The 14,951-nt window shown below is 38.7% G+C and carries 13 protein-coding genes and 1 pseudogene; 5 read left to right on the plus strand and 9 right to left on the minus strand.

Going from position 1 to position 14,951, the window contains the following annotated elements:
* Positions 1 to 22: 22 nt before the first annotated feature.
* The 7 genes from HNR53_RS05335 to HNR53_RS05365 all read right to left on the minus strand — a co-directional run bounded on the left by HNR53_RS05335 (position 23) and on the right by HNR53_RS05365 (position 4,714).
* The gene (locus tag HNR53_RS05335; RefSeq protein WP_184523574.1) at positions 23 to 277 is read right to left on the minus strand and encodes a DUF1292 domain-containing protein; all 255 of its coding nucleotides are present in this window, start codon (positions 275 to 277) and stop codon (positions 23 to 25) included.
* A gap of 188 nt (positions 278 to 465) precedes the next feature.
* Entirely contained in the window at positions 466 to 1,866 is a 1,401-nt protein-coding gene (gene purF, locus HNR53_RS05340) for an amidophosphoribosyltransferase (RefSeq protein ID WP_377802011.1), read from the minus strand.
* A 163-nt stretch (positions 1,867 to 2,029) separates the two neighbouring features.
* Complete coding sequence (locus tag HNR53_RS05345; protein ID WP_184523578.1) at positions 2,030 to 2,449, minus strand: transcriptional regulator; 420 nt, start codon at positions 2,447 to 2,449, stop codon at positions 2,030 to 2,032.
* A gap of 49 nt (positions 2,450 to 2,498) precedes the next feature.
* Positions 2,499 to 3,026, minus strand: coding sequence for a YehS family protein (locus HNR53_RS05350; RefSeq protein ID WP_184523580.1), 528 nt, complete (start codon positions 3,024 to 3,026; stop codon positions 2,499 to 2,501).
* A gap of 331 nt (positions 3,027 to 3,357) precedes the next feature.
* Entirely contained in the window at positions 3,358 to 3,558 is a 201-nt protein-coding gene (locus HNR53_RS05355; protein WP_184523582.1) for a cold-shock protein, read from the minus strand.
* A gap of 182 nt (positions 3,559 to 3,740) precedes the next feature.
* Positions 3,741 to 3,962: a HepT-like ribonuclease domain-containing protein gene (locus HNR53_RS23140; RefSeq protein WP_343065276.1), complete on the minus strand. Its 222-nt coding sequence runs from the start codon at positions 3,960 to 3,962 to the stop codon at positions 3,741 to 3,743.
* Positions 3,938 to 4,714, minus strand: coding sequence for an FAD synthetase family protein (locus HNR53_RS05365; RefSeq protein WP_184523584.1), 777 nt, complete (start codon positions 4,712 to 4,714; stop codon positions 3,938 to 3,940). The genes HNR53_RS23140 and HNR53_RS05365 overlap by 25 nt, the downstream gene beginning before the upstream one ends.
* Before the next feature lie 465 nt (positions 4,715 to 5,179).
* Between HNR53_RS05365 and HNR53_RS05370 the strand changes: the two genes are divergently transcribed.
* On the plus strand, positions 5,180 to 6,457 hold the full coding sequence (locus tag HNR53_RS05370) for an MFS transporter (RefSeq protein ID WP_184523586.1): 1,278 nt from the start codon (positions 5,180 to 5,182) through the stop codon (positions 6,455 to 6,457).
* Between the two features lie 90 nt (positions 6,458 to 6,547).
* Here the strand turns inward: HNR53_RS05370 and HNR53_RS05375 are convergent, their stop codons facing one another.
* Positions 6,548 to 8,347, minus strand: coding sequence for a V4R domain-containing protein (locus HNR53_RS05375; RefSeq protein ID WP_184523588.1), 1,800 nt, complete (start codon positions 8,345 to 8,347; stop codon positions 6,548 to 6,550).
* 172 nt (positions 8,348 to 8,519) lie between these two features.
* Between HNR53_RS05375 and HNR53_RS05380 the strand changes: the two genes are divergently transcribed.
* From HNR53_RS05380 to HNR53_RS05395, 4 genes and pseudogenes are all read left to right on the plus strand, one after another.
* The gene (locus HNR53_RS05380; RefSeq protein WP_184523590.1) at positions 8,520 to 9,416 is read left to right on the plus strand and encodes an alpha/beta fold hydrolase; all 897 of its coding nucleotides are present in this window, start codon (positions 8,520 to 8,522) and stop codon (positions 9,414 to 9,416) included.
* A gap of 25 nt (positions 9,417 to 9,441) precedes the next feature.
* Entirely contained in the window at positions 9,442 to 10,629 is a 1,188-nt protein-coding gene (locus HNR53_RS05385; protein WP_184523592.1) for an acyl-CoA dehydrogenase family protein, read from the plus strand.
* Between the two features lie 298 nt (positions 10,630 to 10,927).
* Positions 10,928 to 11,893, plus strand: a complete 966-nt coding sequence (locus tag HNR53_RS05390) for a VOC family protein (protein WP_184523594.1) — start codon at positions 10,928 to 10,930, stop codon at positions 11,891 to 11,893.
* Positions 11,894 to 12,110: 217 nt separating this feature from the next.
* Positions 12,111 to 12,218: pseudogene (locus tag HNR53_RS05395) on the plus strand (Lrp/AsnC ligand binding domain-containing protein); the annotation flags it as partial.
* Between the two features lie 63 nt (positions 12,219 to 12,281).
* Here HNR53_RS05395 and acnA read toward each other — a convergent pair.
* Positions 12,282 to 14,930, minus strand: coding sequence for an aconitate hydratase AcnA (gene acnA, locus HNR53_RS05400; RefSeq protein ID WP_184523596.1), 2,649 nt, complete (start codon positions 14,928 to 14,930; stop codon positions 12,282 to 12,284).
* Between the last annotated feature and the right edge of the window lie 21 nt (positions 14,931 to 14,951).

The raw sequence follows: 14,951 nt of genomic DNA on the forward strand, positions 1-14,951 counted from the left end.
TCCCCTTTTGTCCTGCTAAGTATTAGTCTTCTTGCATTATTTCATCAAAAGCTGAAGAAACTCTGTCGAATTCCTCGTCGCTTTCAATGGCTGTGAAGTCTCCATCTGGGTTGACCTTTAAAAAGAAAATATCAATGTCTCCCTCGATTTCTTCTTTTAGATCCTCCACAAAGCCGACTGCAACGTATTCTGTCCCTTCCATATTGACCACTGCCAGCACTTCAATTTCCTCGCCCTGGTCATTCGTAAAGATTTCGCCTACTTTAATGTTTTCCATGAGATAGCCCCTTTTCTTTTTGCTAAATTATCTTGCACAAATGATCGTTTAGAAGGTTTCATAATCATGTAATTTCTAAAGAAGACTAGATTCATGCAGGAAATCCAGATTTAATGTATTAATTCAATGTCATATGATTAATGGGCGGGCAGGCATCCTAATTTTTTTCAATTTTATTCCACTAAGAATCACTTTAAATGCGTTTGCTTTTCTAGTGATTTCACATAGTCAGCTTCATAGTCGTACAATGGAGTTGGATATTCTCCTGTAAAATACGACATACATAGCCCTTTATAAGGAGCGTCGAAATTTAATCCAATGGAATCGATCGTTCCGTTAACACTTAGAAATGCAAGGCTATCAGCACCAATGATTTCCCTGATTTCTTCCACGGAATGGTCCGCTGCAATTAACTGTTTACTGTCTTGTACGTCAATTCCATAAAAGTCCGGAAAACAAAAAAGCGGTGAAGCAATTCTCATATGCACTTCAACCGCCCCAGCATCACGCAGCAGTTGAACGATGTGTTTACTCGTTGTGCCTCGTACGATCGAATCATCGACTACCACGACTTTTTTACCATTTACAACCCCGCTAACGGCTGATAATTTCATTCGTACACCCAACTCACGCAATGCTTGAGTCGGCTGAATGAATGTTCTAGCAATATACTGGTTCTTCACTAATCCCATTTCATTAGGAATACCACTTTGTTCCGCATAACCACTCGCCGCTGATAAGGAAGAATTGGGTACACCGATCACAACATCCACTGCTGCTGGTGCTTCTTTCGCTAACGTTCGTCCCATATTTTTACGTGCTGTATGTACATTAACACCCGCAATATTCGAATCTGGGCGTGCAAAGTAAATGTATTCCATTGAATCAATAGACACCGTTGTATCTTCCGTATATTTTTCAATTTGGTAGCGTTCATTATTTACGACAACCATTTCTCCGGGTTTAATCGAATGAATGAACTTAGCACCGATCACATCAAATGCACAAGTTTCACTTGCCAGGATATAAGCGCCATTTGACAATTGTCCGAGTGAAAGCGGTCGAAAGCCATTTGGATCCAATGCTCCGATCAATTCATTCGGTGTTAAAATCAAATAGTCAAAAGCCCCTTTGACCTTATTCAAACTTTCTTTCACTCGTTCGATTAAGGTGTCCTTTTTACTTCGGCGAATCAAATGCATTAAAATCTCTGTATCTGAAGTTGAAGAAAAAATAGCACCTTCATTTTCTAATTCTCTTCGTAGAGTAGCCCCATTTGTCAGGTTTCCACTATGTGCCAAAGCAAGTTCCTCATCATGGAATTTAAAGATAAAAGGTTGAATATTTCTCATACCACTACTGCCATCCATACTGTAGAGAACATGACCAATTGCAGCTTCACCCTTTAAACGTTCAATTTGCCGTTCCTCTTTAAATACTTCCGTTAGCAGTCCTAAACCGTGATGGCCCTTTAAATTCCCATCCTGACTCACTACGATCCCTGCTCCTTCTTGACCTCTGTGCTGTAAACTGTGTAATCCGAAATAACATAAGCGTGCCGCGTCTGAAATACCCCAAACACCAAACAAGGAATAGCCTCCCTTCAAAATAACGAGTCTCAAGCATCTTTTTGCAAATACATATAAATTAGAACTTTCACTCAAAGATAACCATATTGCCTATTATTTAGTTTTGCTCCTCACAGCGGGGTTATTCATGGAATTTCATCCTATTCATAATATGAAAAAACGTCTACAGTTCTTTCTCCATATCTTTTAATCGCACCATGCATTTTACATCTTTATCATTAAAATAATACTCCACGCAATATCCATTTGGATCGATATCAGGGTCTGCTATCAGTTTACTAAATGCCTTCCCAATCCCCTGCAGTTCCTCCATATAGTTCAATACAGTTATACATCTGTAATGACCGTTTTTAATGACAAATGATTCGCAATCGATATTTTCATCTTTGTCCTCTTCTACTACTGCAGCAGCTGCTTTATAAACGATCCCTCCATTTTCTGGCCGAGATAGGCCGAAGTACTTTCTTTCCCTTGATGGAAGCAATGCATGAAGCTGTTGATGAGCAGCTAAAATACCATCTGGAAAAGATTTTGCCGTGATAGAATATACGTTGATGTCTTTTTCAACAACAATTGTTTCCATGTTTCGTCCTCCCACCCAATCCATATTCACGGTTTTGCTGGACCTTTTATCATCCCCTGTATTTTAAAGCTAATCCTTTTAGAAAGTTTCTAGCGTATCGATCACCACAAACTTTATAATTCCTATGTCCCTCTTTTCTTAGTACAGCGCCTAATTCTCCTTTTGTGATGGCCACGCCGGCCGCTGCTAAAATATCAAGCATTTCCTCACTTGTTAATGCCAACGCTATTTTCACTCTCTTTAACAGGATATTATTAACATTTTCATTACTCTTTAGTGACTGCGCTGATTTATTAGGCTGTTCTGGTTTTAGATCTTGTTTTCCTCTTTTAAAAATAATAAAACCATTTAAAAATGCCTCTAACATATGATTATCGCATTCAATCCGGTCTTCATTTTCACCTGTATCATGATCATCATCTGCTGCTTCCATATCACTTTCATTTGACTTTTTCAGTATTTTAAGCACTTCTTCTTTTGTCAATTCAACACCTCCGAGATTAAATATCTCTACCATGTCAGAATTTTTTATATCCAGAGCATATCTTAATCTAATTAATATATCATTATTATCCATCTAAAAACCTCCGATTAAATTACCAACTTGTACTGCAGTTCAAATTAGGGTGCTATCCATGTTGTCACAGTAAAATCAAATTCGCCCCGTCGAATTTGTGCCCGATTTTTTTCGAGTTCTCTCGAAAAATTTCCTTTGAAAAATCGAGGCATCCGCCGGAGGCTTAACTTCATTCAGCCGAGGGTTGAACCACCACTGAATTGGAAAACTTATTTGCGTTCATCCTCCATCTAAAGTGGAGGATTACTGCTGAATGAAGTTAAACCACATTTTTTAAAAATAAGCAAATAAAAAAACAGACCCTTCATTTAGGGTCTGCCGTTTGCTATTATTAAGCTTTTTGAACGTTTGCAGCTTGTGGGCCACGTTGACCTTGTTCAACTTCAAAAGTTACACTTTGACCTTCGTCTAAAGATTTGAAACCTTCGCTTTGGATTGCTGAGAAATGTACGAATACGTCCTCGCCTGCTTCACGCTCGATAAATCCAAAACCTTTTTCTGCATTAAACCACTTAACTTTACCTTGTTCCATAATTATTGCCTCCTTGTGCGGGTCTCCACACATTGTGTTACTATCCTTGCTCAAATACTTTAGACGAAAAACAAAATCTACTTCAGTCTGAAAAGAACAAAAATAACTCTTAGTTAGAATAACAGATATGTGATGTAATAGCAAATTAGTTTGTCTCTTATCTTTATTAAATGTTATTAAATTTATAAACAACATACAAAAAGCTGGCTTATGACAGGTCTTTGTGGTCCTCTTTTAGAAGTTTTTGGATTTGTTGTTTTTAGTGTAAGAACTTTATTTTGCACAACATCCCATAGAATTCGATAATTAATAGAAAAATAACCATGAATCATCATATCTTTCATGCCGGCCATCTTTCTCCATTCAATATGGGGATTTATTAATTTTCTATTCTCTCTAGCCATTTAATTGTCAGGACACTACCGAAAGCAGGATAGTCATATTGTAGAAGAATTTTCTTTTTCGACTTCACCATTGCGATTGCCTCTGAAAAAACTCCATCTCCTTCGATTAAAATTTTGTATTTACCTATATTAGGGAGTGAGTAATTTGGTAAAATACCATTTTTGCAGCAATACTTTGTTTTATAGTAGTCACCTAGCAAACTTCTAATTTCTTGTAATCGGCATTCACTTAAATACTTTCGAATAAGGGTTGAGCTAATTTTTTGCCCTTGCCACTTTAGCTCATCAACTACCGTAACACCAATATGCGCTGGCACGTGTTGTTGAATGGTTTCAGCTCTACCACTCGCTTTTGCACCATATGTATAATCAAAACCACAAATAATTTCCTTAGCCCCCAGTCCGATAACATATTGCTGCAAAAATTCGTCCGCTTCAATTTTTGCTAATTCCTTAGTAAATTCAACTATATAAAATATATCGACACCTAATCGCTCAAGCTTTTCAATTTTTTGCTCAATCGGCTCTAAATAGGCGACTTCAAATCCTGGAATTAAGACACTTTTCGGATGTGGAAAAAAGGAAAGGACTGCCAATAAAAGCTTATGTTTCAAAGCTTGCTTCTTTGCGGTTTCCACGACTTTTTGATGTCCTAGATGTACACCATCAAAGTTTCCAAGAGCCATGGCAGCATCTTGTGGTTCTGCCTGTAAAGCACGTAAATTGGCTTCATTAACATATATCACTTTCATTTACGATTCCTCCTTTAATTAAGCGCTAGGCAATGAAGCTATTACTATTTCTGCTTATGCCTCCAGTTTCTTAATGTTAGTCCTATCATAAAATAATCTATAAAACATTATAATGATTCTTTTTATTGAAATTATTGATATTAACAATAAAAATCAATGGCAATTCACACCTAATTTGACGTTGTTTTCCATTCCATCCAACCAACAAAACAACATACTAATAGTAAATAATATTTTTATTGTAAAACTATTTAAATTAACATAGAATATATTTATCTGAATATTACGAATATTATTTCATCCTTCCTTAATAGTCCTTTTATACGATAATTGTCAAAAGTAATCTTAATCTACTTGAACGTGATATAGTGGTGAAAAATTAGATTCGAATAGTATAAATGCATTGACAAACATCTTATTGGATTGGGAGCGATACGGAATTAGAAAGCCTATTAAGGGGTTGTTATGATGCGCTGGTTAGTATTAGCAATGATTTTTGCACTATCTGTATTGAATTACGCAGATAAGTCAGTCCTTGGCTTAGCTGCAGAACCGATTATGAGTCATCTGCATTTGAATTATGATCAATTTGGTTTGGCAGGCAGCAGTTTCTTTGCATCTTATGCGATAGGGAGTATTATACTAGGTACTTTAACGTATCGCTTTCATACAAAAAATTTGCTGATATTGATTGCATCAGGTTGGACAGTTTCTTTATTAAGTGCCTATTTTGTTGAAAGCTTTATCGGATTAATCATCATTCGTGTCATTTTAGGTTTCTTCGAAGGTGGTACGTATGGATTATGTGTTGCCCATATTGCGAAATGGTTTTCGAATGAAACACGTGGATCTGCCTACGCAATTATGACATCTGGGACAACCTTCGGTACATATTTAGCTGCCCCTATTCTAGTATTATTAATTGGCTCAGTTGGTTGGCAGCATACATTCGCCGTATTAGGTCTTGTCAGCCTAGTTTGGGCAGTTGTATTTTGCTTCTTCAAAAGCCAGCCAAATGAACCGATACAGGAAACAATTGCAACTCTTCCCTCTACACAGGAAGCTCAATTTAAAGATATAATTAAAATTTTGTTGAACCCTTATGTACTTTCCGTAATGGCCATAGGGTTTGTATCGATGTGGATCAACACCTGGGTTCTAACGTGGGCGCCAACCTATTTAACGAAAATTGTTGGTCTTGATGTGCAAGTAATGAGTATCGTGTTCGCCGGCATGGGGATTGCGGGGACCATTTTTGCCATCTTCATCGGGAGATATACTGACGTTTTATTCCAAAAAAATAAAAGCCTTATTAAATCATATGATAAAGTGTTAACAGTCGTATTAATCATAGGGGCTATTGCTTACGGTATAACAACGGTCGTTGAAGCGCCAATTCTATCCGTTACTTTCCTTGCCGTTGGGCTCATTATGAATACGTGCCTGCTGCCGCTTGGTACGACAATTAAAACATTAATCGTACCAAAAAACTTAATCGGCAGTATTTCAGGAATTTCATTATCGATTACGAGTATGGCGGGTATTATTGGTCCATATATTACAGGCTATTTAATTACATTAGCAGGTGACGATATTCGCTCTGGCTTTAACTCAGGTGTATTAATTGTTGTAGCGTTATATATCATTAGTGCTGTAATCATATTATTGACGCGAAAACGCAAAACAACTTTCACGAAAAATGAGAAAACGATTACACCCGTTCTAGTAGAATCAGTAAAATAGTGTAAACAAAAAAAGTGAGAGAACTAGCATACCTCTAATAAAAAAACTCATTGAGGATGGCAATATCCATTTTCAATGAGTTTTTTATTGCTACTCTAAATCAAATTGTAATTCTCCTGACAAAATAAGTGCTTGAATGACTAATAAAATATAAGAGGCAGTTGAAGCGTCTTTAACCGTCGTTTGCAATAGTTCTTCAATTTGCTTAATCCTATACTGAATTCCGCCGATTGATAATGCTAGTTCCTCCATTGTTTCTTTTAAACGCTGCCTGTTTAATAAATAAACATAAAGGGTATGCAGCAGCTCTTTTTTTCGCGGGTCATTGAAATGATATAATTCTTTTAATGTTTTTTTCGCCATTTCATGCAGCTGCTCTAAGCTCATATTTACAGCGATGTCACCCAATATCCCTAAATCCTCATAGTCTGTAATGAGCTTTTTATTGGGAAATCGTTGAGCGATTCGCGCTTCTTTTAACGTTCTTTCAAATTGTTTTAAATCTGTAAAAGTGCTGCTAATGCCTATTGTGTATTTATAGTTGCCATTTTGCTTCTCCATTTGCTGAAGGATCTTAGTCATAATTTTTATAAATGCTTGTTTATCGTTAATTTGTGAGTTTAATAACGAAATTTCCTCTCCAACGACCGTAAAAATACAAGGCAGCCCCCATTTTTTTATCAGTCTTGACATTTGGATTAATTGTTCATGCAAGTCAATAATCTCTTTATTCGGCTTTATTTTATCGATTTGAATGACAGCTGTGGCGAATGGAGGCTGAAATTTAAAGGGCAAAAACTTAAAATAAGATTCAATGTCATGAATATTTTGGTTATGAATTAACCTTTCTAAAATGGAACTTCTCATACGCTGCTGTTCCTCAATTTGTGCCTCTTCATATAAAATATACAATGCAATCACAGTCGATATTCTTTCTAAAAATTGATAATCATTCCCCTCTATTTTCTGTTGTGGGAAGTAGAAAAATGAGCACGTTGCGTAATTTTTTTTATTAATTAATACAGGTGATACTAATTTTTCATATAAACTGCTTGTATAGTATGATACATTATTTTTTTCTCCTAAATATGATAGATTCGATTGATTGTTTTTAATGGTTTGTAATTGCTCCTCCGTTAGTCCGACTTGACATAACTGATTACCATGTATATCTTCAATCAAAATCGGAATGTTTAGTAAGTTGTAGGCAGATTGAATAATTTCAGTCATCGAATGTTTATCTGTCACCTTTTGTGTGAGCTGACTATGGAACGTTGATATTTTCTCAAGCATATGCTTATGATGTAAGAGCGCATCATATGTCATTTCTAATTCCGACAAAATATTATCATTTTGATACAAGTTGATTAACTTCTCCTGCTCCGGTAACCAATCTTGTTCAAGACGGATTTCATATTGACAGCAAGGATCTCCCTTTGCGACGCATTTTGTTTCGATTGCAATAATCGATTCCCCAAATTCATACGATAATGCACCACTGGCAAATCCACATAATGTATGACAAATACACTCTGTCGCAAAACCATAACTTTTAACATGCAGTTCAGCCTCAAACGACTCTACCCATTTTCCCCCTGCATTAATACATTCGATTTTGCCATCTGGATGTTTCAATATTTCCCCTTTAAATGTGACATCTTTTACGTGTCCTAATCTTGAATGCATTTTACCAACAGTCTTTTTCCTCGTTCCATTTTGGAAATAGTTTTTAGCTGATTCCGTGCCAAATTCTTTCCCAAAGCGAAATAAAAACCCTTTTGTTTTATACGATCCAATATTTTTAATCAAGTTATTTTTTAAAGTGAGAAAGGCATTTGCCGACATTAAAATGTTTTTGGTAGCCATTGATTCACTTAAAAGATCATGCACGAGTATTTCCCCCTTTTATGATTTAAATAATAATTCAGAATATTATTAATTTCAATAATTTTTAAAGAATTATATTGATTATTCAATAAAAATTAATATTATATTTCAAAAATCCACTAGGTATACTGTAAACATAATCAAAAACAAACAAAACCATGGAGGGTAAAAATTCATGTCAATTTTTGAAGGTTTTCATAATAGCTGGGTGTTAGCGAATGGGGTTCGTACACACTATTCGTGGGCAGGTACAGAAGGACCAGCTGTCATTTTACTACACGGCGCTGGACCTGGAGCTTGCGGCGCAGCGGGTTGGCGTTTTATGTTACCTGCATTAGCAAAAGCTGGCTTCCGCGCATACGCAGTCGATCAACTATCAATGGGCTTTACAGATGCACGCCCTCACGCATGGCCGGTAAATGGCCATCAAAGCTTAGTGGATCATGTACATGATTTTATTGAAGCATTGTGCCTGGATGAAGTATCACTTGTCGGCAACTCACAAGGTGCTTACATTGCAGCTAAATATGCAATTGACCACCCTGAAAAAGTAAATAGGGTTGTTTACATCGGCAGTAATACCATTTATCAAGCGATGCAAGAAGTACCAGAAAGAAAGCTGCGTTCTTTCTTAGAAGTGATTGGTTACGACTATACAGAAGAATCTTTACGAAAATTTATGTATCGCAATTCAAGTGATGACATAGTCATTCCTGAAGAACTCATTCAACTACGGCATCAAGCAGCAACTCGCCCAGGTGTAAAGAAATCAAATCAAGCGTTCGATGCTTACTTAGCAAGAATGAATGAAGAACCAAAGCTTTGGGATCGTTACTGCATTAAAAATTCATTACCAAAATTAAAAATTCCTGGCTTATTCATTTGGGGTAACCAAGATGCTGTCGCACCAGTGGAAACAGGTTATAAGCTTGAGAAGCTATTACCAAATATCAAATTCGATTATATCGAAAACTGCGGTCACCAAGCACAAACTGACCAACCGGAAATCGTGAACAAACTTGTCATTGATTTTTTAGCAGCAGAAAAAGATCAAGCAGTTACAGCACAATAAACTATTTTTGAAAGGAATGATAACAATGGAAACAGTAATTGAAAACAAAGGACTTATTGAAAACAAAGCTCTTTATGAGGAAATTATGCAAAAAGCAAAACGTATCGGTGAAACTGCGGAGTTAGGTGCGTTGGAAGCAGATAACAACTCGACAATTTCTCAATGCGTTGCAGATATTATTCGCGAGGAAGAAATTCACCGTTTAATTTTACCAAAAGAGTTTGGTTATCCACAACTCGATTGGCGTACATTCGTTGATATGGTAAGTACAGTTGGTTACTATAATTTATCTGCTTCATGGTTAACATACTTCTTCTCAGCGCACAACTCTTGGGTATGCTACTATCCAAAGCATATTCGAGATGAAGTTATTAATCAAGGAGGATTCGTAGCCGACGTATTTGCACCAGTCGGAAAAGTAGAACCTGTTGAAGGAGGCTACGTCGTTTCTGGTGAGTACCATTTTGTAAGCGGCATCAATTTCTGTGACTGGGTTGGCGTTGGTGCAATAATGCAATTTGAAGACAATGACAAGCCTGAGCGTGTAGGTATTTTGTTAAAAGTGTCTGATTTAGAGCTTATAAAAAATTGGGATCCCCTTGGTCTACGGGGAACTGGTAGTAATACATTAATCGTCAACGAAGTATTTGTTAAGCCTGATGCAATATTACGCTTTAGCAAAATTATTGAAAAGAGCCAGCCACCGTATGAAGATTTCGATCAAGACTACTTATACTACAACACACCATTTTACCCTGGCTTCTACGTAGGGTTCGCAGCAATGGCTGTTGGTGGCGCAGAGCGTGTAGTTGAAGAATTCGAAAAGCATACAGCGGGTCGCGTGCGCTTCACTGGCGTAAACGAAAAAGACTCTCCTACAAGCCAACGTGTGCTTGCTAAGTTAAAGATTGAAATGCTTTCTGCTAAAGCTTTATTAACTGAATACATCACCATGATGGAAACAGATAAAGGTGGTCCATACGAAGGTGCAAAATATAAGGCAATCCGTGCTGAAATTATCGATAAGTGTACACAAATTGGCGTAAAAGCACTACTGACTTTAGGCGGACATGCCTTATTAAAAGGACATCCAGTAGAGTTATTCACTCGTGATTTAATCGCAATCGGAACACATATTACTTCTTTATATGAAGATGGCATGTTAGGTTACGGTAGACATTTATTCGGAGTTAATACAAACATTCAAGGATAATTTATCAAATACACCTTGCGTATTTGCGCCCGATTTTTTTCGAGCTTGCTCGAAAAATTCACTTTGAAAAATCGAGGCATCCTCCTGAGGCTTTACTTTATTCAGCCGGGGTTAACCCCCCGCTGAATCGGTAAAGATATTGCATTCATCCCACCATTTATATAAGTGGGGGACCTCTGCTCCTGCGATTACTCGTCGCAAAAAACACTTGCTGAATAAAATAAAAGGTGATTTAAAGAGTAGATTCGTATTTTACATGTCCAGATATAAAAATAACCATCGATGAGGTGAATATTTAATGGAAAAATTCATTTATGCGCCAGAAATTGCAAAATTAGGACACGTTGCCTTAGTCACAAAGGACTTAGAAAAATCATTATGGTTCTTTAAAGAAGTAATCGGTTTAGAGGAAACATGTGAAGTCAATGGTACACATTATTTACGTGCATGGGGGGATTTTGAGCACCACACCCTATCCATTACAGCCGGTGAAACATCATATATCGATCATATTGGCTGGAAGGCAAAACGCCGTGAAGATGTTGCGAATTTTGCCCGATTATTAGAGGATGCTGGAACAGAGGTACGCTGGATTGAAGCTGGTGAAGAAGCAGGTCAAGGCAAAGCGCTCCGTTTTGAATTACCAAGTGGACACCGTTTCGAAATTTATTTCGACATGGAAAAACCAGCAGCAGCAGAAGACCGCAAATCAGTGCTGAAAAATCAAGTCTATAAATCCTGGGCAAAAGGTGTTTCACCACGCCGCATTGACCATGTCAATCTGCAAACATCGATAGATAATAACCTCATTGTAAACTATTTAAAAGAAACATTAGGCTTTAAATTGAGGGAATACCTAGTTAATTCTGACGATAAACAAGTAGTAGGCTGGATGAGTGTGACAAATTTAGTACACGATATGGCGATGATGACGAAACCTTCAGTTGAAGCAAATCAAATGCATCATATCGCTTTCTGGATGGATAACGCCCAAGACATTTTACGCGCGGCGGACATTTTATGTGAAAATGAAGTTGGTTTTGTTGGACCTGGTAAACATGGTATTTCTCAGGCGATGTATGTTTATGTAAAAGATCCGGGCAGCGGCCTGCGGGTTGAAATTTTCACAAATAGCTACCTAATCTTTGAGCCAGATTGGGAGCCTATTAAATGGAGCTATGAAGAATACTTGAAATACGGCTCTACCTATTGGGGTGATCGTCGACGCGACGACGTAAGCCGGGACCAACCAGTAAAAGCATAACAAGGCTCTCACACTATCGGCATTCCTAATAAACAGAGGAGTATTGCCCAGTTATCAAGATCTAAATTAAATAAATGTAGATAAATGAAAGGACATAACATATTTTATATGACTAATATGTTATGTCCTTTTCTACTTCACAATCGCCCGATTGCTGAAGATATAAAAAAAAGAATCAATACTTCACTATTCTTTTAGTAACACACTTCGTTGAAGGAATATTCATCAAACTGAGCAGCTGGAAGTCTTGGAGAAAGCATTAGATTCAATGCCCGAAGTTTTAGAGTGTCATTGCATAACGGGAGAATATAAAGGACTTTTTCAACAGAGTGAAACAGAGGAGAACTATAATTAGTTCTCCTCTGTCTATATAATGGGTTATAAATCGTCAACTAGTCAAACTCTTTTTCTCTTTCCAATGGCCCAGAATGCTTTGAAAAACACCCTGCTTCAAATAAAGCTCAATTTCCATCATGGTATCCAAACGAAGCACTGTCTGGAACGAAATCCTTGAACCATTTGCTTTAATCGCTTCAACCCTCACCTTTTGTAACGGACTAAGCGGCTCGTTCAACCCGATGATGGAGTATGTTTCCAGACCGGTCAGCTTCAGCGATTCATCGTTTTCTCCAGGCATAAATTGAAGCGGGATAATCCCCATCATAGCCAAGTTGCTGCGGTGAATTCGTTCAAAGCTTTCCGCGATGACCGCCTTGACCCCGAGAAGATAGGTACCCTTAGCAGCCCAATCCCGTGCACTCCCCATTCCATAGTCCTTGCCGGCTAAGATGATCAGCGGCGTATGTTCCTGTTGGTACCTTCTAGATGCAGAATAGACATCCATTTCTTCCCCGCTCGGTACATATAGGGTATAACCACCTGTCCTATCGATGAGTTTATTCTTTAGCCTAGGATGGGCGAAAGTACCCCTAACTAGTACTTCATGGTTTCCTCTGCGTGAACCGTAAGAATTGAAGTTGGCGGGTTCGACGTTCTGCTCAACAAGGTATTGTCCAGCGGTACTTTCATATGGGATGTGGCCGACAGGCGAAATATGGTCTGTCGTGATGGAATCTCCTACCATTAACAAGACTCTGGCTTGATGAATATCTCCAGGCTGTTGTTCCTGGGGTCCCACTTTGAAGAAAGGAGACGCTTTAAAATACGTAGACTGATCATCCCACCTAAAAATCGGTTGAGCATCATATTTTAGACTACGCCATCTCTCGTCTCCTTCAAACACGTTTTCATAGGCTTCACGATAAACATCGGATGTAATCGTGGAATCTACTAAGCTGGAAATTTCCTCAGAACTCGGCCAAATATCCTTTAAATAGATATCTTTTCCCGATGAAGTTTGACTGAGCGGTTCGCATGCCATATCAATATCCATAGTTCCTGCGATGGCAAAAGCGATGACCAAAGGAGGAGAGACCAAATAGTTCGCTTTGACTAAGGCGTGAATGCGTCCTTCAAAATTACGGTTTCCGCTTAGTACGGCAGCAACCGTTAATTCATGTTCCTGAATCGCTTTTTCCGCTTCTTCACCCAGTTTTCCACTGTTGCCAACGCATACTGCACAACCGTAACCGGCATGATAAAATCCCAGCTTTTCTAAATATGGAAGTAGACCTGCTTTTTGTAAATAGGCTGTAACCGCTCTTGATCCAGGGGCCAAAGAAGTCTGAATCGTTTTAGGCACGGTTAAGCCGTACTCCACCGCCTTCTTGGCCAAAAGTCCTGCACCTATCATATTATATGGGTTTGCTGTATTCGTACAGCTTGTGATGGCTGCAATCACGATAGAGCCGTCCTTCAATGGTGTGCTCTGGGTATTCATCCCATTAGAGCTGCGTGACAGAGACTTGGGAAAAGATTCTCTCACCGCAGAAATCTGCATTCTATCTTGCGGTCTCCTTGGACCCGAAACACTTGCTTCAACCGTTTGTAAATCAAATGTTATGAAGTTGGAATAAGATGGTCCCTTCTTGTTGGAATCGGAAAAATGGAACAATCCTTGTGCTTTACAATATCGCTCCACAAGCTCAACCTCATCATCTCGTTTACCCGTCATGCGCAAAAATTTTAATGTCTCCTCATCAACCGGAAAGAAGCCGCAGGTGGCCCCATATTCCGGTGCCATATTGGAAATGGTCGCCCGATCGGGAAGGGAAAGACCCTTCAAACCGGGTCCAAAAAATTCGACGAATTTGCCTACGACATTGTGCTTTCTTAGAAGCTGAGTTATTGTTAAGGCAACATCTGTCGCCGTCACTCCCTCGTTCAGCTGCCCCGTAATTTCAACACCCACCACTTCAGGTATAGAGATACTAACCGGGAGCCCCAGCATAGCCGCTTCCGCTTCGATTCCTCCAACCCCCCAGCCCAGCACACCTAACGCATTCACCATCGTAGTGTGAGAATCCGTACCGATGACCATTTCAGGATGAGCCATTCTCCCATGATCTTGAGTCGTTACTTGTACAACTTTTGTCAAACATTCCAAATTCACTTGATGAATGATGCCACTTGCCGGTGGTACAACGCGAAAGCCTGTAAAAGATTGCTGTGCCCACTTTAAAAACTCATACCTTTCCTGATTACGTTCATATTCTTTGTGAAGATTATTTGTAAAAGCCGAAGCCGTTCCATAATCATCCACTTGAACCGAATGATCAATAACCAAATCAACGGGAATAACGGGATTTACATGATTGGGATCGATTCCTTCCTCCATTAATCGTTGACGAAGTGACACCAAGTCGACTAAGGCCGGGACACCCGATGCGTCCTGCATAATGACTCTTGTGGGCAGAAACGGTATTTCAACCGGTTCATTGGAGCTTAGGCCTGAAGCCACCCGGATCAAATCCTCCTTTGTAAGCCCAAGCCTGCTTTGATTTCGCATGAGCGATTCAAGCAAAATCCTTATTGTGTATGGCAAGTCATTTACATTCACCGCTCCACTTTGTCCAAACGCCTGCAGACTGTTTATCGTAACCGGTCCATTGGCAGTACATAACATTTGCTGATACACTCGAGATCCTCCATTTCTCCC

The organism is Bacillus benzoevorans (assembly GCF_014207535.1).
GTDB lineage: Bacteria > Bacillota > Bacilli > Bacillales > Cytobacillaceae > Bacillus_BD > Bacillus_BD benzoevorans.